This window comes from Streptomyces sp. AM25, assembly GCF_058146165.1.
In genome coordinates this window covers 126,804-147,648 of the sequence record NZ_JBKIWN010000007.1, presented here as the reverse complement: position 1 = coordinate 147,648, position 20,845 = coordinate 126,804, and the positions used below count along the sequence as shown (strand labels likewise).

Here is a 20,845-nt window from a genome sequence, read left to right as displayed (position 1 = left end):
ATCAGCCCTTGCGGACCTTGATCTCCTCCGTCAGCTGCGGGACGACCTCGAAGAGGTCGCCGACGATGCCGTAGTCGACGAGCTCGAAGATCGGGGCCTCGGCGTCCTTGTTGATGGCGACGATGGTCTTCGAGGTCTGCATGCCGGCCCGGTGCTGGATCGCGCCGGAGATGCCCGCCGCGATGTACAGCTGCGGCGAGACCGACTTGCCGGTCTGGCCGACCTGGTTGGTGTGCGGGTACCAGCCGGCGTCCACCGCGGCGCGCGAGGCGCCCACGGCCGCGCCGAGCGAGTCGGCCAGGGCCTCGATGAGCGGGAAGTTCTCGGCGCCGTTGACGCCGCGGCCGCCGGAGACCACGATCGCGGCCTCGGTCAGCTCGGGGCGGCCGGTGGACTCGCGCGGGGTGCGGGAGACGACCTTGGTGCCGGTGGACTTCTCGCCGAAGGAGACGGCCAGCGGCTCGACCGTGCCGGCGGCCGGGGCGGCCTCCGGGGCGGCGGAGTTGGGCTTGACGGTGATGACCGGGGTGCCCTTGGTGACGCGGGACTTGGTGCTGTACGAGGCCGCGAAGACGGACTGCGTGGCCACCGGGCCCTCGGCGCCGGCCTCCAGGTCGACGGCGTCGGTGATGATGCCGGAGCCGGTGCGGACGGCGAGGCGGGCCGCGATCTCCTTGCCCTCGGCGGAGGACGGGACGAGCACGGCGGCCGGGGAGACGGCCTCGTACGCGGCCTGGAGCGCGTCCACCTTCGGGACGACCAGGTAGTCGGCGAACTCGGGCGCGTCGGCGGTGAGGACCTTGACCGCGCCGTACTCGGCCAGCTTCGCGGCGGTGGCGTCCGCGCCGGCACCGAGGGCCACGGCGACGGGCTCGCCGATGCGGCGGGCGAGGGTGAGCAGTTCGAGGGTGGGCTTGCGGACGGCGCCGTCCACGTGGTCGACGTAGACGAGGACTTCAGCCATGGTGTTGCTCTCCTGCGGGAAGAAGTGGGAGGGAGGGGGCTGTTCCGGGCGGCTCAGATGAACTTCTGGCCCGCGAGGAACTCGGCGAGCTGCTTGCCGCCCTCGCCCTCGTCCTTGACGATCGTGCCGGCCGTGCGGGCCGGGCGCTCCGTGGCCTCGTCGACCTTGGTCCAGGAGCCCTCCAGGCCGACCTGTTCCGCGTCGATGCCGAGGTCGGAGAGGTCCAGGGACTCCACCGGCTTCTTCTTGGCGGCCATGATGCCCTTGAAGGAGGGGTAACGGGCCTCGCCGGACTGGTCGGTGACGGACACGACGGCCGGGAGGGAGGCCTCCAGCTGCTCGCTCGCGGCGTCGCCGTCACGGCGGCCGGTCACCTTGCCGTCCTCGACGGCGACCTCGGAGAGCAGGGTGACCTGCGGGACGCCCAGGCGCTCGGCGAGCATCGCCGGGAGCACGCCCATGCCGCCGTCGGTAGAGGCCATGCCGCAGATGACCACGTCGTAGCCGACGTGCTCGACGGCCTTGGCCAGCACCAGCGAGGTGCCCAGCGCGTCGGTGCCGTGCAGGTCGTCGTCCTCGACGTGGACGGCCTTGTCGGCGCCCATGGACAGGGCCTTGCGCAGCGCGTCCTTGGCGTCCTCGGGGCCGATGGTCAGGACGGTGATCTCCGCGTCGTCCGCTTCCTCAGAGATCTGCAGCGCCTGCTCGACCGCGTACTCGTCGAGCTCCGAGAGCAGGCCGTCCACGTCGTCGCGGTCGACGGTCAGGTCCTCGGCGAAGTGCCGGTCGCCGGTGGCGTCGGGCACGTACTTCACACAGACAACGATCCTCAAGCTCACGCCGGCTCTCCTACTGCATCGTCTCTATCAAGCTGCCTTGGCAGGCAGCATAGGCGCCTTGTGGGGCGGATTCCGGACCGGTGCGGTGATCGTCACGGCCACCGCCCGGACCAGAATGTTACTCGCCAGTACATCGAGCGTTCCGACCGAGCGCAAGGGAGGGCGGCTGTGATCTGCCCAACGCGCGCAGCAGGGACGTCTCAGTCCCGCAGACCGTTGAAGCGTCCCTGGTGGTAGAGGAGCGGACGGCCGTCTCCGGTGGGGTCGCCGGCGACCGTCTCGGCGAGCACGACCCGGTGGTCCCCGGCGGGCACCCGGGCCACCACGCGGCACACCATCCAGGCCAGGACGCCCTCCAGCAGCGGCACTCCGTGCGGACCGGTGCGCCACCGGGTGGGCGGGGCGAAGCGGTCGGCGCCGCTGCGGGCGAAGGTGGCCGCCAACTCGCTCTGGTGCTCGCCGAGTATGTGCACCCCCACGTGCTCCGCACCGGCGATGACGGGCCAGCTGGAGGAGCCGGTGCCGACGCCGAAGGAGACCATCGGCGGCTCCGCGGCCACCGAGGTGAGCGAGGTGGCGGTGAATCCGGCGGGGCGCGGGCCGTGCGCGGTGATCACGGCGACGCCGGCCGCGTGCCGGCGGAAGACCGAGCGCAGCAGGTCGGGAGTGGACCGGTGTGCGCCCAGCTCGGGCATGGCCGTCATCAAGCCGTCCTTCGACTGTGGGAGGGGCTGTGGGAGGGGAGGACCGCGGCGCCCAGTGCGGCGATCACATCGGCCTTGCGCGGCAGGCCGGTTGCCCGCCGTACCACTCTGCCGTCGGCGTCCAGCACGAGCACGGTCGGCGTCGCGTCGATCCGCAGGGTACGGACCAGTTCCAGCCGCGCTTCCGCGTCGATCTCGTGGTGCTCGACGCCGTCCACCATGGCCGCCACGTCCGCGAGCACCCGCCTGGTCGCCCGGCAGGGCTGACAGAAGGCCGTGGAGAACTGCACGAGTGTGGCCCGTTCCCCCAGCTCCGCCCCGATCTCGGCAGCGCTCAGGCGCTCCTCGCTCCGATGCCCCTCCACCCTCGTCCCTCCCTGGGCCCCTCGGGCCCGTCACCGTGTCCGGTCCGTTGCCATCCTGCAGCACCGGAGGCGCCGGAGAAATTTCCCGAAAGCGCCCCGGGGTGTAGCTTCCGCACATCCGCACAAGCCGACGTGATGAGGATCTCCCGGCCCAGGAGGCGTCCCAGCTGGCCCGCAGGCCGGGCATTCGGGCACGATCTGGCGAAAGCCGGAACCCCTACGGCCGCGTAACTTCAGAACTTCAGCCGGGAGCACCCTCCCCTGGCCCGGAAGGATCTTCCCGATATGGCAGAGCTCGTCTATCCCCCGGTGATCGGCGCCGCCCGCACCATGTTCAAGGCACTGGACCTGCGCTTCGACATCAAGGGGACCGAGCACATCCCGCAGCACGGCGGGGCCGTACTGGTGAGCAACCACATCGGATACCTGGACTTCGTCTTCTGCGGCCTCGCCGCGCGCCCGGCCAAGCGGCTGGTGCGCTTCATGGCGAAGGAGTCGGTCTTCCGGCACAAGGTCTCCGGGCCGCTGATGCGGGCGATGAAGCACATCCCGGTCGACCGGGCGGCGGGCCTGGACGCGTACAAGCACGCGCTCGCCTCACTGCGCGCGGGCGAGATCATCGGCGTCTTCCCGGAGGCGACGATCTCCCAGTCGTTCACGCTGAAGAACTTCAAGTCCGGCGCGGCCCGGCTGGCCCAGGAGGCCGGGGTGCCGCTGCTGCCGATGGCCCTGTGGGGGACGCAGCGCCTGTGGACCAAGGGCCACAAGCGCGACTTCGGCCGCAACCACATCCCGGTGACGATACGGGTCGGCGAGCCGCTCGCCGCCGATCCGGCGGAGTCGGCGGAGACCGTCACCGAGCGGCTGCGGGGGCGGGTGCAGGACCTGCTGGAGGCGGCGCAGCGGGCCTATCCGGTGCGGCCGCGGAACTCCGACGACACGTGGTGGGTGCCGGCACATCTCGGTGGGACGGCGCCGACGCCGGCTCATGCGGAGGGGTGCCGCTGAGCGGTTCGCTGAACGTGCGGGGCGTTCGGGGCTGAGCGCGCCCGCGCGGCGGAGCCGCATAATGCCGCACCCCGCGCCCCTGACGGGGCGCGGGGTGCGGGGGAAACAGCTTCTACTGTCTCGCCATCTCTTCCTTCACCGCCGTCACGAACGCGTCCACGTCCGCCTCGGTGGTGTCGAAGGAGCACATCCAGCGGACGTCGCCCGCCGTCTCGTCCCAGAAGTAGAAGCGGTAGTGCTTCTGCAGCCGCTCGCTCACGTCGTGCGGGAGCCGGGCGAAGACGGCGTTGGACTGCACCGGGTGCAGGATCTCGACGCCGTCGACGGAGCGGACGCCCTCGGCGAGCCGCGCCGCCATCGCATTGGCGTGCGTGGCGCTGCGCAGCCACAGGTCGCCGGCCAGCAGGGCCTCGAACTGCACCGAGACGAAGCGCATCTTGGAGGCGAGCTGCATCGACAGCTTGCGCAGATGCTTCATCGCCCGCACCGCGTCCGGGTTCAGGACGACCACGCACTCGCCGAAGACCAGGCCGTTCTTGGTCCCGCCGAAGGACAGCAGGTCCACCCCGGCGTCGGTGGTGAACGCGCGCAGCGGCAGGCCCAGCGTGGCCGCGGCGTTGGCCAGCCGCGAGCCGTCGACGTGGACCTTCATGCCGCGCTCGTGGGCGTGGTCGCAGATCTCCCGGATCTCCTCGGGCGTGTAGCAGGTGCCGAGTTCGGTGGTCTGCGTGATCGAGACGATCTGCGGCTGGGCCCGGTGCTCGTCGTCCCAGCCGTAAGCCTCGCGGTCGATCAGCTCGGGGGTGAGCTTGCCGTGCTCGGTCGGGATCGTCAGCAGCTTGAGGCCGCCGACCCGTTCGGGCGCGCCGCACTCGTCGACGTTGATGTGCGCGGTGGAGGCGCAGATGACCGCGCCCCACCGCTCCGTCGCCGCCTGGAGGGCGACGACGTTGGCACCGGTGCCGTTGAAGACCGGGAACACCTCGGCCGTCGGGCCGAAGTGACGACGCATCACCTCCTGGAGGTGTGCGGTGTACACGTCCTCCCCGTACGCGACCTGGTGACCGCCGTTGGCCAGGGCGAGTGCGGCGAGCACCTCGGGGTGCGCGCCCGCGTAGTTGTCGCTCGCGAAACCCCGCAGTGCGGGGTCGTGGTGGCGTACGGCGTCGGTCGTCGAGGGAGTCGCGGTCTCTATTGCGGAGTCAGCCACAGACGGGTTCCGTTCACTTCCTGTGCGGGCTTGTCCCAGACGCCGACGATGGCCTGGGCCAGGTCCTTGACGTCCGTGAAGCCGGCGAATTTCGCGTTCGGGCGCTCGGCGCGCATGGCGTCGTGCACCAGTGCCTTGACGATGAGGATCGCGGCGGCGGCCGGCGGGGCGCTGTCGCCCCCCGCCTTGCGGAAGGAGTCGGCGAGCGCGAGCGTCCACGCCTCGGCGGCGGCCTTGGAGGCGGCGTAGGCGGCGTTGCCCGCGGTGGGCTTGCTGGCGCCCGCGGCGCTGATCAGCAGGTAGCGGCCGTGGCCGCTGCGGGCCAGCGGCGCCTCGAAGGCCAGCGAGGTGTGCTGGACTGTGCGGATGAGCAGCTTCTCCAGCAGTGCCCAGTCCTCGAGGTCGGTCTCGGCGAAGGTGGCCGAGCCGCGCCAGCCGCCCACCAGGTGGACGAGGCCGTCGATGCGGCCGAACTCCTTCTCGGTGCGGTCCGCCCAGGCGCGGGCCGCGTCGAGGTCGAGCAGGTCCACGGTGTCGCCGGTGACGGTGGCCCCGCCGTGCGCGTAGCGGGCGGCGTCCACGGCCTCGGCCAGGCGGGCCGCGTCCGCATCGGCGGCGACCACGGTCGCCCCGGCCTCGGCCAGGCGCAGCAGCGTCGCCCGGCCCGCCGGGCCGGCCGCTCCCGCCACCGCCACGACCGCACCGGCCAGCGGGCCATTGCCGTTCGTCGGAGTGCTCATGATCGTCGCCTCTTTCTCGCTGCTGCTCACGCGGCGACCCGCTCGCCGCTGTCCGCCGTGATCCCCTTCGTGGAGGCGATCACGCCGCGCAGCTTCTTGGCAAGGGCCTCGTAGAACATGCTGAGCGGGAATTCGTCCGGCAGCACGTCGTCGACGAGCTTGCGCGGCGGCTGGGTCAGGTCCAGGGCGTCCGGGCCCTTGGCCCACACGGAGCCGGGGTGCGGGGCCAGGTAGGACGAGACGAGCTCGTAGGCGGCGAACCAGTGCACGAGTTTGGGGCGGTCGATGCCGTCGCGGTAGAGCTTCTCGATCTCTCCGCACAGCTGGTTGGTCACCTGCGGGGCACGGTCCCAGTCGATGTGCAGGGTGTTGTCCGTCCAGCGTACGACGTCGTGCCGGTGCAGGTAGGCGAAGAGCAGCTGCCCGCCGAGACCGTCGTAGTTGCGCACGCGCTCGCCGGTGACCGGGAAGCGGAACATCCGGTCGAAGAGCACGGTGTACTGCACGTCACGGCCCTGGGCGTAGCCGTCGGCCTCCAGCTTCACGGCCTCCTTGAAGGCGGTGAGGTCGCAGCGCAGCTCCTCCAGGCCGTACATCCAGAACGGCTGCCGCTGCTTGATCATGAACGGGTCGAAGGGCAGGTCGCCGTGGCTGTGGGTGCGGTCGTGGACCATGTCCCACAGGACGAACGCCTGCTGGCAGCGCTGCTGGTCGCCGACCATGTGCGCGATGTCCTCGGGGAGTTCCAGGCCGAGGGTCTCGACCGCCGCCTCGGTGACCCGGCGGAAGCGGGCCGCCTCGCGGTCGCAGAAGATGCCGCCCCAGGTGAAGCGCTCGGGGGCCTCGCGGACGGCGATGGTCTCCGGGAAGAGCACCGCGGAGTTGGTGTCGTAGCCGGGGGTGAAGTCCTCGAAGGTGATGCCGAGGAAGAGCGGGTTGTCGTAGCGGGTGCGCTCCAGCTCGGCGAGCCACTCCGGCCAGACCACGCGGAGCACGACGGCTTCGAGGTTGCGGTCGGGGTTGCCGTTCTGGGTGTACATCGGGAAGAGCACCAGGTGCTGCAGGCCGTCGGCGCGCTGTGCGGCGGGCTGGAAGGCCAGCAGGGAGTCCAGGAAGTCCGGGACGCCGAAGCCGCCGTCGGCCCAGCGGCGCAGGTCGGCGACGAGGGCCGCGTGGTACGCGGCGTCGTGCGGCACCAGGGGCGAGAGCTGCTCGACGGCGGCCACGACCTTGTCGAGCTCGGCGCGGACGTCCTCACCCGGGGGTCCGTCCGCCGCTGCGGTGTCGATGGAGCCGTCCGCCGACTGCCAGGGCCGGATTCGCTCGACGGCGGCCTTGAGGGCACCCCAGGCGGGGTGATCGATCACGCGCTCGTCGGCCGATATACCGGTCCTCGACACCGTCGACGCAAGAATTTCCGTCATCACTACCCCTCCTCAGGAGAACCTCGCGTTAAGACACCGTATCCATGCGAGCTTCTCCGGCTCAAGGGATGTATCGACAAATTATCCTGCCAGGCCCCCGCCTGAGCGCCGTTTTTCCTGTGCCGTTCTCTCGTGTGAGGGATCAGGAGCGAAAATCGGCCTCTTCTGCCACTGTGGCACCCGCAGCCGTTCTAAGCTCGTTCCGGCCACTGATCGCGCGGGGCGGTCGCACTGAGTGATCGCGCCGGGCGGCCCGGGCAGCTCCCGGGAGACCGTTGCCTCAGGCCAGTTCCTTGACCAGCAGTTCGAACTCCAGGTCGGTGCGCTGCGGGATGCCGAACCGCTCGTCGCCGTAGGGGAACGGGCTCATCTGCCCGGTCCGCCGGTAGCCGCGCCGCTCGTACCAGGCGATCAGTTCCTCGCGCTGCCGGATGACGGTCATGTGCATCTCGCGCACGCCCAGTTCCTCGCGCGCGACGCGCTCGGCCTCCGCCATCACGGCCTTGCCCAGGCCACCGCCCTGGGCGGCCGGGCGGACCGCGAACATCCCGAAGTAGGCGTGGCAGCCGCGGTGTTCGACGTGGCAGCAGGCGACCGGCTCGCCGGCGCGCTCGGCCACCAGGAACCGGCTGTCGGCGTGCGTCACCACGGCCATGACGCTCTCGGGGTCGGTGCGCTGGCCCTCCAGCAGGTCCGCCTCGGTGGTCCACCCGGCGCGGCTGTCCTCACCGCGGTACGCCGACTCGACCAGCGCGACGAGGGCCGGAACATCGCCGGCGGTCGCGGGGCGGAAGGCAAGATCGGCGGTACGGGCGGCGGTTTCCATGGATGACGTGATCCTCTCCGTGCACTTTCGGGCGTCCGTACGACCCTAACGGAGCAGTTGTGCGTACAGTCGCGCCATGGTGCACGTACTGAGCAGCAGGGTGCTGCTGCGGCCGGTCGACCCGGAGCGGTCGCGGGAGTTCTACGGCAAGGCGCTGGGGCTCGCGGTCTACCGCGAGTTCGGCACGGGGCCCGAGCGGGGCACGGTCTACTTCCTGGGCGGCGGCTTCCTGGAGGTCTCGGGACGCGCGGAGCACCCGCCGGGGCCCGGGCTGGAGCTGTGGTTCCAGGTGGCGGACGCGGCGCAGGCGCACCAGGAGTTCCTGCAGCGCGGGGTGCAGGTCCTGGAGCCGCCGGAGACGAAGCCGTGGGGGCTGGTGGAGATGTGGATCGCGGATCCGGACGGGGTGCGCATCGCAGTGGTGGAGGTGCCGGAGGGGCATCCGCTGCGGTACCGGCCGGGGGTTTAGGGAGCTGGGGGAGCCTGGCGGCGGGGTTGAGGGGCCGGGGGATCTCTCGGCCCGCACTCCTGCTGAATGCGCCCCCGCGCGCGGGCGCGCGTACCGGCTCGTGCCGCACTCCCGCAGTGCGCCTGTGCGCTCCCGTGTGCAGCGGTCACGGTGGGCAGCCTCCCGGGGGTGGATATGCGTTCGGGGAGGTGCGCTGTGCACGGACCGCCGTTGGTCGGCTGGCTGCTCGTCGCGCTGTGCACCGCCACGGGCGTGTACTGCCTTGTCGGGATGCGGGCCGGCGCAACGGGGGAGCGCCGGGCCGCGGGGGGTGACGCCCTGATGGGCCTGGGCATGGCGGCCATGGCCCTGCCGGCCGGGATGCCGGCGGCCACGCCGTGGGGAGCGATGCTGTTCGTCGTGGTGTTCGGGTCCGCGGGGGTCCGGGCGCTGGTCATCGCCCGGCGGCGGGCGGAGGGGCATCAACTGCACCACGCTGTGGGGGCGTTGGCGATGGTGTACATGGCGCTCGCGATGGCGGGTGCACCGTCCGGCGGTCATGCGATGCACGGCGGAGCGATGCACGAGCCGGCGGGCACTCCCCTGCTGACCGGGCTGCTGCTGGTGTACTTCGCCGTCTATGCCGTACGGGCCACGGCGCGCATCGTCCCCGTGCCGGCGGCCGTCGCCGCAGGAGAGGGCCCGTGGACGTGCGGGGCGGCGCGGGGGCCGCAGCGGCCGGGGCGGCGCGAACTGACCACCGCGTGCCGGTTGTCCATGGCGATAGGCATGCTGGCGATGCTGCTCACGCTGTGAGCCGGTGGGCGGGTCGGCCGGTGAACGTCCGCGGTTCCCGTGGTCTGCGTCACTTCGCGGACGGAGCCGTACCCCTGGACAGGCGTGCGCTCATAGGCTGACGCCATGATGGTCACGCTCGCGTTGCTGGTCCTCGGCGGACTGGCGGCGGCCGTGGCGCCACGCGTGCTGACCCGCGCCGACTGGCCCGTCCGGGAACCGGTCGTCGCTCTGTGGGTGTGGCAGTGCGTGGTGGCGGCCGTGCTGCTGTGCTGTGTTCTCGCCATGTCGCTGAGCGCCGCCGAGGCGTGGGAGGCCGTCCGCGGCAACGTCTTCGCCCCCGCCCCGCGCGGTGTGGTGGAGGCCTACGCCCTCGGGGCCCACAGTGCGTGGGCGGCACCGCTGGCCATCACCCTTGCCTCGGGTGCCGTGTGGACGGCCGCGATGCTCACCCGCGAGATCCGCGGAGCACGGGCGCGCCGCCGGCGCCGCCGTGTCGAACTGCGCCTCCGCTCCCCCAGGCTGCCCGGAGAAGTGCCCGGCACGGAACGGCTCATGGTGCTGGAGGGCGACCGCCCCGACGCCTGGCTGCTGCGCGGCGGCCCCGCGCCCCAACTGGTCATCACCACGGGGGCGCTGCGCCGGCTGAAGGGGACGCAGCTCGATGCGGTGCTGGCCCACGAGCAGGGCCACGCCCGGGCCCGGCACGACTGGCTGCTGCACTGCGCCTCGGCGCTGGCCCACGGCTTCCCCCAGGTGCCGGTCTTCGCCGCCTTCCGTGACCAGGTGCACCACCTGGTCGAGCTCGCGGCGGACGACTGCGCCTCGCGCCGCTTCGGACGGCTGACCACCGCGCTCGCCCTGGTCGAACTCAACGAGGACCGCGGGGTGTTCGGCCCCTGCCCGGCCGGGGCCTCGCACCTGCCCGGCCGCGTGGACCGGCTGCTGGCCCCCGCGCCCCGGCTCACCGCGGCACACCGGCTGCGGCTGACGGCCGCGGCGGCACTGGTGCCGTTCGTGCCGCTGCTGGTGACGTTCGTACCGGGTCTCAGCGCCCTGCGCTGACGTCCGCCCGCCTCCGGCCGGGAGGTGACATGGTGTCCGTCATGAGCAACCTCGACATCCAGCCCGCCCCCACGCAGTGCGGGGGCCGCCAGGACATCACGGCGCAGCCGGTGCGCGAGCTGCTGCCCGCCAAGGACGTACCGCTCGGCGAGAGCACGATCGTGCGCCGCCTGCTGCCCGGCATCGGCCGCCGGATGATCGGCGCCTGGTGCTTCGTCGACCACTACGGCCCGGACGACATCGCCGACGAGCCCGGCATGCAGGTCGCTCCGCACCCGCACATGGGACTGCAGACCGTCAGCTGGCTGCACGCCGGCGAGGTCCTGCACCGCGACAGCCTCGGCAGCCTGCAGACCCTGCGCCCGGGGCAGTTGGGGCTGATGATCTCGGGGCGCGCCATCGCCCACTCCGAGGAGTCCCCGCGCGAGCACGCTCCCCTGCTGCACGGCGCCCAGCTGTGGGTGGCGCTGCCCGACGCCCACCGGCACACGGACCCCGCGTGGGAACACCACGCCGAACTGCCGCGCGTGAGGGGCGGCGGCATCGACGCCACCGTCATCATGGGCGAACTCGACGGCACGCACTCCCCCGCCACCGCCTTCACCCCGATCGTCGGCGCCGACATCACCCTGCCCGCGGGCGCCTCGGCCCGCCTCCCGGTGCAGCCGGACTTCGAGTACGCGGCCCTGACCATGTCCGGCGAGGCCGAGATCGACGGCGTGCGCCTGGCCCCCGGCTCACTCCTCTACCTGGGCTGCGGCCGCCGCGAACTGCCGCTGCGCGCCGACGTGGACAGCGCCTTCATGCTCCTGGGCGGCGAGCCGTTCGAGGAGCGGGTCGTGATGTGGTGGAACTTCGTGGGCCGCAGCCATGAGGAGGTCGCGCGAGCGCGGGAGGACTGGGTGACGGGGGACCGGTTCGGGCAGGTGCAGGGGTACGACGGCCCCGCGCTGAAGGCGCCGGCGCTTCCGCCGGTGGCGCTCAAGCCTCGTGGAAGGGTGCGTTGAACTGGGCATTCAGTTGTCTGAACAGGGCGCTGAGAGCGTGGCCGGCCCGCCCTTGGACTGCATTGCGAAGCAGTCGTCCCGAGGTGTTGACCGAGACCATTCCCGCGAACAGCGCTATGGCCGGGGGCTGGCATCGGCTCCATCCAGTCGGCTACGTTGTGCAACCATGACTACCGGGACGGCATTGCGCCACACACGGATCGGTGACCCGGTGCTCCTCTGAGCGCCGTACGGGCCGGTGATGGCCCGCTGCCGGACCGAGAATCCTGCGCTGCTGCGCGGGCTCCGCCTCCGTCGTGTTGATCACAGGCTCGACACATCAACCACGACAGGAGAATTGATGCCCATCAAGATGCTGCAGATTCCCACCGCGGACGGCCGGGCCGACGCGTTCGCCGCCTTGCCCGACGGGGGCGGTCGGCACCCGGGGGTACTGATGTACGCGGACGGCTTCGGGATCCGGCCCGTGCTGCGGGAAATGGCCCGCGAACTGGCCGGGCACGGGTACTACGTGCTCGTCCCCAACCTCTTCTACCGGCACGGCCCGGCACCGGTCATCGAGCTTCCCGAGCACATCGGAGAAGAGGTCCGGCCCGCGGTCTTCGCCCAGTTGATGCCCCTGATCGAGGCGCACACCCCCGAACGTGTCCTGAGCGACGCCGACGCCTACCTCAGGTTCCTCACCGCCCAGCCCGAGGTCGGTGCCGGACCGGTCGCGGTGACCGGCTACTGCATAGGCGGCCTCCTGGCGATGCGCACCGCCGCGGCCCACCCCGGCCAGGTGGCCGCCGTCGCCGGATTCCACGGCCCTGTGGGCGTCGACGGTCCAGAACTCTTCTCCAAGCTCACCGCCCGGATCCATCTCGGCCATGCCGAAGGCGACATGACGCCCGAAGCCCTCGGCGAGCTCGACCAAGTCCTGGATGCCGCAGGTGTCAGCTACACCTCCGAGATCTACCCCGGCACCGTTCACGGCTTCACCATGTCCGACACCGATGCCTTCGACCCCACCGCGCTGCAGCGCCACTGGGACCGCCTGCTGCCCCTTCTCGGCCGCACCCTGGCCAAAGGCTGAGGCTCCGGCCCAGGATTCAAGCCCGTCGGCTACGTCTTCGGCCCGCCCGGCGAGCGTCCCGCCGGGCGGTCCCAGACCCAAACCCCCGAGCCCGCCCCCCAGCTCAAACCGCCCTCGTGCGCGGCGCGTTGGCCTGCGACAGTGTTGCGTCCGCAGCCGAAGACATCGAGTGGGTCGGTCGTGGCCACGATGCCCGGCTGTACCATCACCGGCATGGTCAACATCAGCGAGCGGAACGCGGATACGGCGGACCGGAGTGGGTAACGGCGGCACGCTCGGAATCGACCGCCGAAGCCGGTCGACGGGTGATTGACCTCGGGCTCACGCCTTCGTAGGCGAGTTCGACAGCCGCCCCCGACAGGGCACTCGGCCGACCCGGGTTCCGGTCTGCCGGAGCGGCCTCGGGTGGGCCGGCGGCCCGGCTGTCGTGCCGGGTGCCGCTGCTTCGGGGGAATCGGAGGCGGCAGCGACGGCCGGTGTTGATCAGCTCGACGGTGGCGGAATACAGTCGCTGCCACACGGCCTCCCACCGCACCCCTCCCGCGAGCCGGCCCGTTGGGTGTCCGGGCATCCCCACCGAACACCCCCCGGCCCACGGCCGCTTCCGTCAGCGCGGCGCCAGCCCGCGCAGGGCCAGCTCGACCACCGTGTCGGCGTATGCATGGGTCAGCCGGGCATCGCCCAGCAACCAGCAATGGGCGATCGGGGCCGTTAACAGCTCCAGGGCGATCCGCAGGTCGATGTCCTGCGCCACCTGGCCGACCCGCTGGGCAGCAGCCAACCGGTCCACATATCCCCGCAATTGAGGTTCCAGCACGTCGGCGACCAGTTCGGCGCCCAGCCGGACGTCGGCAATGCCCGCGGCCGCGAGGGCTCGCAGGGGCAGCGCGTACCGGGGGTCGTTCATCGTGTCGATCGTGGCGTGCAGGACCGCTTTGAGGTCGGCCTCGAGGTCGCCGGTGTCCGGGATGGCGGTGTGCGCTCCGTCGCCCCCCAGGGAGACGACGGCCTCCCTGAGGATGGCGGTCTTCGAGGGCCACCAGCGGTAGATGGTCTGCTTCCCGACCCCGGCACGGGCGGCGATGGCCTCGATCGTCAGCCTGGGGTAGCCGACTTCGGAGACGAGTTCGAGGGTGGCGTCGAGGATCGCGCGCTGGGAGCGGCGGCGGCGTCGGGTGGCGTCTGGTGCGTGACTGTACGACATGACGTCCACCCTAGGAGGACGCGAGGCGATACGTATCGTCTTGACAGCGGACAATCGCAACCCGCAGACTCATGACCATGCCGAGACGGAACGTCCCGGCTTGCCGGCGAAAGGAGAATCCACATGCCCAAGGGCTCAGGAAACATGCTGGGTGTCGGCGGTGCCCGCTCCAACCTCTCCCGCAGCGCACTGCGCGGCAACGGGAAGGGCGGAGCTACCGGAGGCGGCAGCGACCCGCTTGCTCAGAAGCGAGAGTTGCTGCGGAAGCTCAGGGAAGCGCGGACCGCCGGCGAAACCCCCGCGTCGTGACGGACCCTTCCGTGAGAGAACCGGCCGCGTACGGATATCCGTACGCGGCCGGTTCGGTATGCGTGGAGGGATGCCGAGCCCGCTCAGCGGTCCGTCCACTCCTGGCGCAGCCTGAAGAGCTCCGCCCACTGCCGGGCGTCGAGGTCCTTCACCCGTTCCGCCGGCCGGATTCCGGCAGCGCGCACATACTGGGCGTGGCCCCGGCGCAGCACCTTGCGCGCCGCGTCGCCGATCGTCATTTGGCCGGTATTGAACATCAGATCGACGAACTCTTGGTAGTCGACGCGGTCTTGCCAGGGCACCACGGGCCTGTGATGCGGCGTCACCAGAAGCGTCGACGTGTCGGTCTGCGGGACCGGGCTGAACTCCCGGCGGTTGAAGGGCAACCCCTCCGCGAAGTCGTACCAGGGCTCCCACTGGGCGTTGAAGAGATTGCCGCCCCATGCTCCGGTGCGCTTGCCCACGTACTCCTGCTGCAGGAGGAAGACCCCCTGCGCCGCGCAGCCGGGGCCCAGGTCCAGACAGCGGCGCAGGATCCTGGTGCCGGACACGAACGGCAGGTTCCCGACGAACCGTACGGGCCCGCGCGGAAGTCTCAGGTCCAGGAAGTCCTCGTTGGCCACGGTGACCCCCGGCAGTTCCTCCGCGGTCAGCCGGTGCGCCCAGTGGGCGTCTATCTCGACGGCCAGCACCTCGTGGCCCGCCGAGGCAAGTTCTCTCGTTATCCGGCCGCCGCCCGCCCCTATCTCCACGACCAGGGCGCCCTCCCGCCGGCTCCCGGACGCGGAACGCGAGTCCTCCAACTGGCCGGAGAACCGCCGGGCGGAAGCGGCCGAACGGAAGAAGTTCTGGCCCCACTTCCTGCGGTCGGCGTCGCGCGACGCACGGGGGCGGCCATGGTTTCTCGATGCGACGAGCTGTTTCGAACTCACATCGCGAAACATACCGATCGGTCGGTCGCATATCCCTCTTGTTGTGCACACATCCGATGGATTTCAGCCACATTGCCCCGCTCCGGCCTCTTCGCGCACCCCGGCGCGACCCGAACCGCGGCCCGAACTGCGACCTGATGAAGTCCTCCGCGCTCCGTCGCCATCCCCTCGCGGTCCGCCTAGCCTCGGCCTCTCGTCAGCGGCGCCACCACGAAGGGATCCACCGACCATGGACCGGGCAAAGGAACAACTCGCGGAGCTGGTCCGCGAATACCACCGCCGGCACTCCCCCTCCGCGTTCCAGCCCGGCGTGACGCCGATCCAGGTCTCGGGGGCCGTGCTCAGCGAGGAGGACCGGCTGGCGCTGGTGTCGGCGGCGCTGGACATGCGGATCGCGGCGGGCGTGAGCTCCCGCCGCTTCGAGCGGGACTTCTCCCGGTTCATCGGCACCCGCAAGGCGCACCTGACCAACTCGGGTTCCTCGGCCAACCTGTTGGCCCTCAGCGCACTGACCTCCCCGCAGCTGGAGGACCAGCGGCTGCAGCCCGGCGACGAGGTCGTCACCGTCGCCGCCGGCTTCCCCACCACGGTCAGCCCGATCCTGCACAACGGCCTGGTGCCGGTGTTCGTGGACGTCGAGCTGGGCACGTACAACACCACGCCCGAGCGGATCGCGGCGGCCATCGGGCCGCGCACCCGGGCCATCATGATCGCGCATTCGCTGGGCAACCCCTTCGCCGTCGAGGAAGTGGCGCAACTGGCCGAGGAGCACGGCCTGTTCCTCGTCGAGGACAACTGCGACGCGGTGGGTTCGACCTACCGCGGACGGAAGACCGGCACGTTCGGCGACCTGGCGACGGTGAGCTTCTATCCCGCCCACCACATCGCCATGGGCGAGGGAGGCTGCGTCCTCACCGACAACCTGGTGCTGGCCCGGCTGGTCGAGTCGTTCCGCGACTGGGGACGGGACTGCTGGTGCGAGCCCGGCGAGGACAACCGGTGCATGAAGCGCTTCGACCAGCAGATGGGGAAACTGCCCCACGGCTACGACCACAAATACATTTTCAGCCACGTCGGATACAACCTGAAGTCCACCGACCTCCAAGCCGCCCTGGGGCTCAGCCAGTTGCAGCGGATCGAGGAGTTCACCGCCGCCCGGCGGCACAACTGGCAGCGGATGCGGGAGGGCCTGGACGGGCTGCCGGGGCTGCTGCTGCCCGAGCCGACCCCCGGCAGCGAGCCCAGCTGGTTCGGGTTCCTCCTCACCGTCGACCCCCGGGCCGCCTACGAACGGCAGGCGCTGGTGGACTTCCTGGAGGCGCGCCGCATCAACACCCGCCGCTTCTTCGCGGGCAATCTGACCCGTCACCCCGCCTACGCCGACCGTGCGCACCGGATCGCCGAACCCCTCGTCAACAGCGACCTGATCACCGACCAGACCTTCTGGACCGGTGTCTACCCGGGCCTGACCGACGAGATGATCGACTATGTGGTCGCATCCATCCGGGAGTTCACGCTGAAGCATTCCTGAGCAGCACACGCGCACAAGAAGCGGCGCCCCTCCTCCGGGAGGGGCGCCGCCTTGTGCTCAGGCCCGGTTGTAGGGCGCCAGTTCGGCGGACAGCCCGGCGTCCACCATGGCGTGTATCCGCGTGCCGTGTTCCTCGTGCTCCTCGGCCAGGACCTCGCCCGTCTCGTGGACGCGGGCGACGAGGTGCCCCTCGGTGTACGGAACGAGGACGTCCACTTCCACGCCCGGGCGCGGCAGCCCCGCCTCGATCCGGGCCAGCAGCGCGTCCACCCCCGCGCCGGTGCGGGCCGAGACGGCCACCGCGCGGGGCTCGTCGGCCAGCAGCCCCGCCAGGACGTCCGGGTCCGCGAGATCGGCCTTGTTGACGACCACCAGCTCGGGCACCGCGGAGCCGTCCAGACCGGCGATCACGGCGCGGACGGCCGCCAACTGCGCGCGCGGGTCCGGGTGGGAGCCGTCGACGACGTGCAGGATCAGGTCCGCCTCGACGACCTCCTCCAGGGTCGAGGTGAACGCGTCGACCAGGTGGTGCGGGAGGTGGCGGACGAATCCCACGGTGTCGGTGAGGGTGTAGACCCGGCCCGAGGGAGTCTCGGCCCGGCGCACGGTCGGGTCGAGGGTGGCGAACAGGGCGTTCTGCACCAGCACATCGGCGCCGGTGAGCCGGTTGAGGAGGGAGGACTTGCCCGCGTTGGTGTACCCGGCGATGGCCACCGACGGAGTCCTGTTCCTGCGGCGCTCCTGGCGCTTGAGGTCGCGGCCGGTCTTCATCTCCGCGATCTCCCGGCGGAGTCTGGCCATCTTCTCGTTGAGGCGCCGCCGGTCCGTCTCGATCTTGGTCTCGCCGGGGCCGCGGGTGGCCATGCCTCCGCCGCCCGACCCGCCGCCGCCCATCTGCCGGGACAGCGACTGTCCCCAGCCGCGCAACCGCGGCAGCATGTACCGCATCTGGGCCAGCGCCACCTGGGACTTGCCCTCCCGGGACGTGGCCCGCTGGGCGAAGATGTCCAGGATCAGGGCGGTCCGGTCGACCACCTTGGCCTTGACGACCTCCTCCAGCCGCACCAGCTGGGCGGGGCTCAGCTCGCCGTCGCACACCACGGTGTCGGCGCCGCACTCCTCCACGATCTCCCGCAGCTCCTGCGCCTTTCCGGAGCCGATGTAGGTGGCCGGGTCCGGCTTGTCGCGGCGCTGGACGACGCCGTCGAGGACCAGGGCGCCGGCCGTCTCGGCGAGGGCGGCGAGCTCGCCGAGGGAGCTCTCGGCGTCCTCGACGGTGCCGGAGGTCCACACCCCCGCCAGGACGACGCGTTCGAGGCGCACTTGACGCTGCTCGACCTCCGCCACGTCCTGGAGCTCGGTGGAGAGCCCCGCCACATGGCGCAGCCCCGTGTCCTCCGTCGCATCGATGGCGTCCGCGGTACCGATGGGTCGCCGCGCGGGGCGCTCTGCCTGGGTCATGGATGTCCTTTCAGTCGGTTGTCATGGATGCGGGCTCGTACCGGGCGTCATCGTGCGGCCCGCCCGGTCACCCGAGGGTGCCGGTCAGCCGGGCCTCCGCCGCCGAGGATCCGACGGCGAGCGATCGCCGGCCGGACGCGTCCCGCCAGCCGTGACTCTGTACATCCCAGTACTGCAGCCGGCGGGGGTCGACTGCGACCGTCACCCGCTGTTCCTGCCCCGGGTCGAGCGAGATCTTCGTGTACCCCGCGAGTTTCGTGACCGCCTGCGGCGCGGTCACCCCGGAGGCCGGGCCGAGGTACGCCTGGACGACCTCCTTTCCGGCGCGGGCACCGGTGTTGCGGACGGTCACCGACGCGGTGGCACCTCCGTCGGCGGTCCTGTTCACCGTCAAGTCGCGGTAGGAGAAGGAGGTGTAGGACAGGCCGTGCCCGAAGGGGAACAGCGGGGTGACGCCCTGCTGGGCGTACCAGCGGTAGCCGGCGTGCACGCCCTCGCCGTACTCCTCCCGGTCGTCGACGCCCGGGTAGCGCTTGGCGTCGCCGGCCACCGGGTGCTTGCCCTCGCTCGCCGGGAAGGTCTGGGTGAGCCTGCCGCTGGGATTGGCATCACCGTAGAGGAGCGCGGCGGTTGCTTCCGCACCCTCCTGGCCGGGATACCACATCTGCAGCACGGCGGCGGTGCCGGGCAGCCACGGCATCAGCACCGATGAACCGGTGTTGAGCACCACGACGGTGTTCGGGTTGGCCTTGGCGACCGCGGCGATCAGGGCGTCCTGTCCATCGGGGAGGGAGAGGGACGAGCGGTCGGTGCCCTCGGCGCCCTCGTCCTGTGCGAAGACCACCGCGGTGCGGGCCGTGGCCGCCGCGGCCACGGCGCGGTCGAAGCCGGCCCTGGCCTCCTGGGGGGTGACCCAGGTCAGGTCGGCGGACAGCGGCCGGTCCGGCCAGGCCCAGCCGCTCAGGGAGACCTTGTGGGTGCCCTTGGCGAGGTCCAGGACGACGCTGGTGGTCTCGCCGTAGGAGTCCGCGGCGTACAGGTCCTGGTCGCCGATGTGCGCGGTCACCATGCCGCCGTCGGCACGCAGCGCGAAGCGGTACCGGCCGTCCTCGGGGACGGTGAGGGTGCCCTCGTAGAACTGGCGGTCGCCGCCGGGGTCGAGCTGCTTGCCGTTGCGGAAGGGCGGGTTGAGCGCCCCGTCGGGCAGGGGCTTGCCGATGCGGTCGACGCCGGGCTCGTAGGCGACGGTGGCACCGGAGCCGGCGCGCTCGCGGATCGCATCGACCGGGGCCTTGGCCCGGTCCGGCACGATGTGGGCGCTGCCCAGGCCGGTGACCTTCGGGCGCAGCGCACTGTCGCCGATGACGGCGATGCCGGTGGCCCGGTCACCGGTCAGCGGCAACGCGGGCTTGCCGCCGCGCTGTTCGTTGCGCAGCAGGACGGCACCGTTCTCGGCGATCTCACGGGCTGCGGCACGGCCGGCCTGGGCGTCCCGGCCGGGTCGCGCGGGCTGCTCGGCCTCCAGCAGGCCGAAACGTTCCATCTGGCCGAGGATGCGGCCGACGGAGCGGTCGAGGGCCGCCTCGGGCACGGTGCCGGCCCGGATGGCGTTCTTCAGCGCGGTGCCGAAGTACCGGGCGTCGGGCACCGGGTCGGTGGGCTTGCCGATCTCCAGACCGAGTTCCTGGTCCAGGCCCCGGGTGAGATCGTCGGTGCGGTGGGTGGCGAGCCAGTCGGACATCACCCAGCCCTTGAAGTTCCACTGCTCGCGCAGGATCTTCTGCAGCAGCCGGTCGTTGCTGCACGAGTGGGTGCCGTTGACGGAGTTGTACGAGCACATGACGGCGGCGGCCCCGGCGTCGACGGCGCTGCGGAAGGCGGGCAGTTCGACCTCCTGCAGCGTCTGCTCGTCGATGGTCGCGTCGACCGTATCGCGGTGGTACTCCTGGTTGTTGCCCGCGAAGTGCTTGACCGTCGCCATCAGGCCCTGGTCCTGGATGCCCTCGACCTCGGCCGCTGCGGTGCGCGAGGTGACGAGCGGGTCCTCGCTGAAGGTCTCGAAGTTGCGGCCGCCGTAGGGCACCCGGATGGTGTTGACCATCGGCCCGAGCACGACGTCCTGGCCCAGCGCCCTGCCCTCGCGGCCCAGTACGGTCCCGTAGGAGGAGGCCAGCCGGTCGTCGAAGGACGAGGCGAGGGCGACCGGGGTGGGCAGGGCGGTGGCGCGGCCCCCGTTGAGGCGTACGCCCACCGGGCCGTCGGCGGCCTGCAGCGGGGGTATGCCCAGCCGGGGCACGCCGGGCAGGTAGCCGACGCCACGGGCCAGGGGGCCGCCCTCGGGGCCGGCGCCCCAGTGGACGAAGGACAGCTTCTCGTCGAGGGTCATCCCGGCCACCAGGCCACGGACGCGTTCGGAGCCCTCGGCGGCCGGGGCGGGGGCGGCGCCGGCCGGCCCGGTGCTCAGCAGGCCGCCCAGGCAGGCGAGCGCGAGGGCGCCGCCGAGGGCCCGGGCCGCCCGGCCGGTCCCGGATCTGTTACGGAAGATCAAATCGTCTCCTAGTTCCACGGTGGTGCGCGCGGAAGTGCGGAACTCCGCGCTCCGACATGCTTTCGCCGATCGCCACCGCGAACGAGGGCCGGACGCCACACAGTTGGGGCCGCCACCGGTGACCCGGACCCCATCCCCCGCCGGTCCCGGGCCCGCCGTCCCGGCGGCGGTGGTGGCCGGACCACCACCGCGCCCGCCGGCCGCCGGCCGGAAAGCGGAGGGCGGCGCCCGGATCGGTGGCCCGGCCACACAACCCCCGCCGTCCGGCCCGGTCCACGGCCCGCCACCTCGGGCGGGCCGGCCGCCCCGCCCGCGGCGGGACCGGAAAGTGTGTTCCCGGCGCACCTGGGAAGCGGAGGGGCTCACCGGCGACCGTGGAACCGAGGCCGG

The 20,845-nt window shown here is 71.7% G+C and carries 20 protein-coding genes; 8 read left to right on the top strand and 12 right to left on the bottom strand.

What is annotated here, in order from left to right; translation table 11 throughout:
- Nucleotide 1: 1 nt before the first annotated feature.
- The 4 genes from ACLHRZ_RS11015 to ACLHRZ_RS11000 form a co-directional block, all read right to left on the bottom strand.
- Complete coding sequence (locus ACLHRZ_RS11015) at nt 2-964, bottom strand: electron transfer flavoprotein subunit alpha/FixB family protein (protein ID WP_490418147.1); 963 nt, start codon at nt 962-964, stop codon at nt 2-4.
- A gap of 53 nt (nt 965-1,017) precedes the next feature.
- A complete protein-coding gene (locus tag ACLHRZ_RS11010) occupies nt 1,018-1,803 on the bottom strand; it encodes an electron transfer flavoprotein subunit beta/FixA family protein (protein ID WP_490418146.1) in 786 nt (261 codons plus the stop codon).
- A gap of 200 nt (nt 1,804-2,003) precedes the next feature.
- Nucleotides 2,004-2,507: a flavin reductase family protein gene (locus ACLHRZ_RS11005; protein ID WP_490418145.1), complete on the bottom strand. Its 504-nt coding sequence runs from the start codon at nt 2,505-2,507 to the stop codon at nt 2,004-2,006.
- Nucleotides 2,507-2,872: a TlpA family protein disulfide reductase gene (locus ACLHRZ_RS11000; RefSeq protein ID WP_490418144.1), complete on the bottom strand. Its 366-nt coding sequence runs from the start codon at nt 2,870-2,872 to the stop codon at nt 2,507-2,509. Before ACLHRZ_RS11000 ends, ACLHRZ_RS11005 begins: the two co-directional genes overlap by 1 nt.
- Before the next feature lie 285 nt (nt 2,873-3,157).
- Here ACLHRZ_RS11000 and ACLHRZ_RS10995 point away from each other — a divergent pair, with 285 nt between their 5' ends.
- On the top strand, nt 3,158-3,880 hold the full coding sequence (locus ACLHRZ_RS10995; protein ID WP_490418143.1) for a lysophospholipid acyltransferase family protein: 723 nt from the start codon (nt 3,158-3,160) through the stop codon (nt 3,878-3,880).
- Between the two features lie 112 nt (nt 3,881-3,992).
- On the opposite strand, the gene ACLHRZ_RS10990 is transcribed toward ACLHRZ_RS10995, so the two are convergent.
- From ACLHRZ_RS10990 to ACLHRZ_RS10975, 4 genes are all read right to left on the bottom strand, one after another.
- A complete protein-coding gene (locus tag ACLHRZ_RS10990) occupies nt 3,993-5,090 on the bottom strand; it encodes a threonine aldolase family protein (protein WP_490418142.1) in 1,098 nt (365 codons plus the stop codon).
- Nucleotides 5,072-5,830 (bottom strand): SDR family NAD(P)-dependent oxidoreductase, encoded by a 759-nt coding sequence (locus tag ACLHRZ_RS10985; RefSeq protein ID WP_490418141.1) that lies wholly within the window; start codon nt 5,828-5,830, stop codon nt 5,072-5,074. Before ACLHRZ_RS10985 ends, ACLHRZ_RS10990 begins: the two co-directional genes overlap by 19 nt.
- Before the next feature lie 26 nt (nt 5,831-5,856).
- Nucleotides 5,857-7,254, bottom strand: coding sequence for a DUF6421 family protein (locus ACLHRZ_RS10980; RefSeq protein ID WP_490418140.1), 1,398 nt, complete (start codon nt 7,252-7,254; stop codon nt 5,857-5,859).
- A 280-nt stretch (nt 7,255-7,534) separates the two neighbouring features.
- Nucleotides 7,535-8,080, bottom strand: a complete 546-nt coding sequence (locus tag ACLHRZ_RS10975; RefSeq protein ID WP_490418139.1) for a GNAT family N-acetyltransferase — start codon at nt 8,078-8,080, stop codon at nt 7,535-7,537.
- A 76-nt stretch (nt 8,081-8,156) separates the two neighbouring features.
- Here ACLHRZ_RS10975 and ACLHRZ_RS10970 point away from each other — a divergent pair, with 76 nt between their 5' ends.
- The 5 genes from ACLHRZ_RS10970 to ACLHRZ_RS10950 all read left to right on the top strand — a co-directional run bounded on the left by ACLHRZ_RS10970 (nt 8,157) and on the right by ACLHRZ_RS10950 (nt 12,470).
- A complete protein-coding gene (locus ACLHRZ_RS10970; RefSeq protein ID WP_490418138.1) occupies nt 8,157-8,549 on the top strand; it encodes a VOC family protein in 393 nt (130 codons plus the stop codon).
- A gap of 195 nt (nt 8,550-8,744) precedes the next feature.
- Nucleotides 8,745-9,344 carry a DUF5134 domain-containing protein gene (locus ACLHRZ_RS10965; protein ID WP_490418137.1) on the top strand — a complete coding sequence of 200 codons (600 nt, stop codon included), beginning with the start codon at nt 8,745-8,747 and terminating at the stop codon, nt 9,342-9,344.
- Between the two features lie 105 nt (nt 9,345-9,449).
- Complete coding sequence (locus tag ACLHRZ_RS10960) at nt 9,450-10,388, top strand: M56 family metallopeptidase (RefSeq protein WP_490418136.1); 939 nt, start codon at nt 9,450-9,452, stop codon at nt 10,386-10,388.
- 41 nt (nt 10,389-10,429) lie between these two features.
- Nucleotides 10,430-11,395 carry a pirin family protein gene (locus tag ACLHRZ_RS10955; protein ID WP_490418135.1) on the top strand — a complete coding sequence of 322 codons (966 nt, stop codon included), beginning with the start codon at nt 10,430-10,432 and terminating at the stop codon, nt 11,393-11,395.
- Nucleotides 11,396-11,735: 340 nt separating this feature from the next.
- Nucleotides 11,736-12,470: a dienelactone hydrolase family protein gene (locus ACLHRZ_RS10950; protein ID WP_490418134.1), complete on the top strand. Its 735-nt coding sequence runs from the start codon at nt 11,736-11,738 to the stop codon at nt 12,468-12,470.
- Nucleotides 12,471-13,077: 607 nt separating this feature from the next.
- On the opposite strand, the gene ACLHRZ_RS10945 is transcribed toward ACLHRZ_RS10950, so the two are convergent.
- Nucleotides 13,078-13,674 carry a TetR/AcrR family transcriptional regulator gene (locus ACLHRZ_RS10945; RefSeq protein ID WP_490418133.1) on the bottom strand — a complete coding sequence of 199 codons (597 nt, stop codon included), beginning with the start codon at nt 13,672-13,674 and terminating at the stop codon, nt 13,078-13,080.
- A gap of 123 nt (nt 13,675-13,797) precedes the next feature.
- On the opposite strand from ACLHRZ_RS10945, the gene ACLHRZ_RS10940 reads away from it, so the two are divergent.
- The gene (locus ACLHRZ_RS10940; protein ID WP_490418132.1) at nt 13,798-13,983 is read left to right on the top strand and encodes a DUF6243 family protein; all 186 of its coding nucleotides are present in this window, start codon (nt 13,798-13,800) and stop codon (nt 13,981-13,983) included.
- Nucleotides 13,984-14,066: 83 nt separating this feature from the next.
- Here the strand turns inward: ACLHRZ_RS10940 and erm are convergent, their stop codons facing one another.
- On the bottom strand, nt 14,067-14,915 hold the full coding sequence (erm, locus tag ACLHRZ_RS10935) for a 23S ribosomal RNA methyltransferase Erm (RefSeq protein ID WP_490418131.1): 849 nt from the start codon (nt 14,913-14,915) through the stop codon (nt 14,067-14,069).
- Nucleotides 14,916-15,144: 229 nt separating this feature from the next.
- On the opposite strand from erm, the gene rfbH reads away from it, so the two are divergent.
- Nucleotides 15,145-16,446, top strand: coding sequence for a lipopolysaccharide biosynthesis protein RfbH (gene rfbH, locus ACLHRZ_RS10930; protein WP_490418130.1), 1,302 nt, complete (start codon nt 15,145-15,147; stop codon nt 16,444-16,446).
- Between the two features lie 57 nt (nt 16,447-16,503).
- On the opposite strand, the gene hflX is transcribed toward rfbH, so the two are convergent.
- Nucleotides 16,504-17,907: a GTPase HflX gene (hflX, locus tag ACLHRZ_RS10925; protein ID WP_490418129.1), complete on the bottom strand. Its 1,404-nt coding sequence runs from the start codon at nt 17,905-17,907 to the stop codon at nt 16,504-16,506.
- A gap of 67 nt (nt 17,908-17,974) precedes the next feature.
- Nucleotides 17,975-20,455, bottom strand: coding sequence for a beta-glucosidase H (locus ACLHRZ_RS10920; RefSeq protein ID WP_490418128.1), 2,481 nt, complete (start codon nt 20,453-20,455; stop codon nt 17,975-17,977).
- Between the last annotated feature and the right edge of the window lie 390 nt (nt 20,456-20,845).

Bases quoted from the DNA above. Each gene is read 5' to 3' on its own strand.
- ACLHRZ_RS11015 (WP_490418147.1), bottom strand. From the start codon at position 964: ATGGCTGAAGTCCTCGTCTACGTCGACCACGTGGACGGCGCCGTCCGC.
- ACLHRZ_RS11005 (WP_490418145.1), bottom strand. From the start codon at position 2,507: ATGACGGCCATGCCCGAGCTGGGCGCACACCGGTCCACTCCCGACCTG.
- ACLHRZ_RS10995 (WP_490418143.1), top strand. From the start codon at position 3,158: ATGGCAGAGCTCGTCTATCCCCCGGTGATCGGCGCCGCCCGCACCATG.
- ACLHRZ_RS10985 (WP_490418141.1), bottom strand. From the start codon at position 5,830: ATGAGCACTCCGACGAACGGCAATGGCCCGCTGGCCGGTGCGGTCGTG.
- ACLHRZ_RS10980 (WP_490418140.1), bottom strand. From the start codon at position 7,254: ATGACGGAAATTCTTGCGTCGACGGTGTCGAGGACCGGTATATCGGCC.
- ACLHRZ_RS10975 (WP_490418139.1), bottom strand. From the start codon at position 8,080: ATGGAAACCGCCGCCCGTACCGCCGATCTTGCCTTCCGCCCCGCGACC.
- ACLHRZ_RS10970 (WP_490418138.1), top strand. From the start codon at position 8,157: ATGGTGCACGTACTGAGCAGCAGGGTGCTGCTGCGGCCGGTCGACCCG.
- ACLHRZ_RS10960 (WP_490418136.1), top strand. From the start codon at position 9,450: ATGATGGTCACGCTCGCGTTGCTGGTCCTCGGCGGACTGGCGGCGGCC.
- ACLHRZ_RS10955 (WP_490418135.1), top strand. From the start codon at position 10,430: ATGAGCAACCTCGACATCCAGCCCGCCCCCACGCAGTGCGGGGGCCGC.
- ACLHRZ_RS10950 (WP_490418134.1), top strand. From the start codon at position 11,736: ATGCCCATCAAGATGCTGCAGATTCCCACCGCGGACGGCCGGGCCGAC.
- ACLHRZ_RS10945 (WP_490418133.1), bottom strand. From the start codon at position 13,674: ATGTCGTACAGTCACGCACCAGACGCCACCCGACGCCGCCGCCGCTCC.
- ACLHRZ_RS10940 (WP_490418132.1), top strand. From the start codon at position 13,798: ATGCCCAAGGGCTCAGGAAACATGCTGGGTGTCGGCGGTGCCCGCTCC.
- rfbH (WP_490418130.1), top strand. From the start codon at position 15,145: ATGGACCGGGCAAAGGAACAACTCGCGGAGCTGGTCCGCGAATACCAC.
- hflX (WP_490418129.1), bottom strand. From the start codon at position 17,907: ATGACCCAGGCAGAGCGCCCCGCGCGGCGACCCATCGGTACCGCGGAC.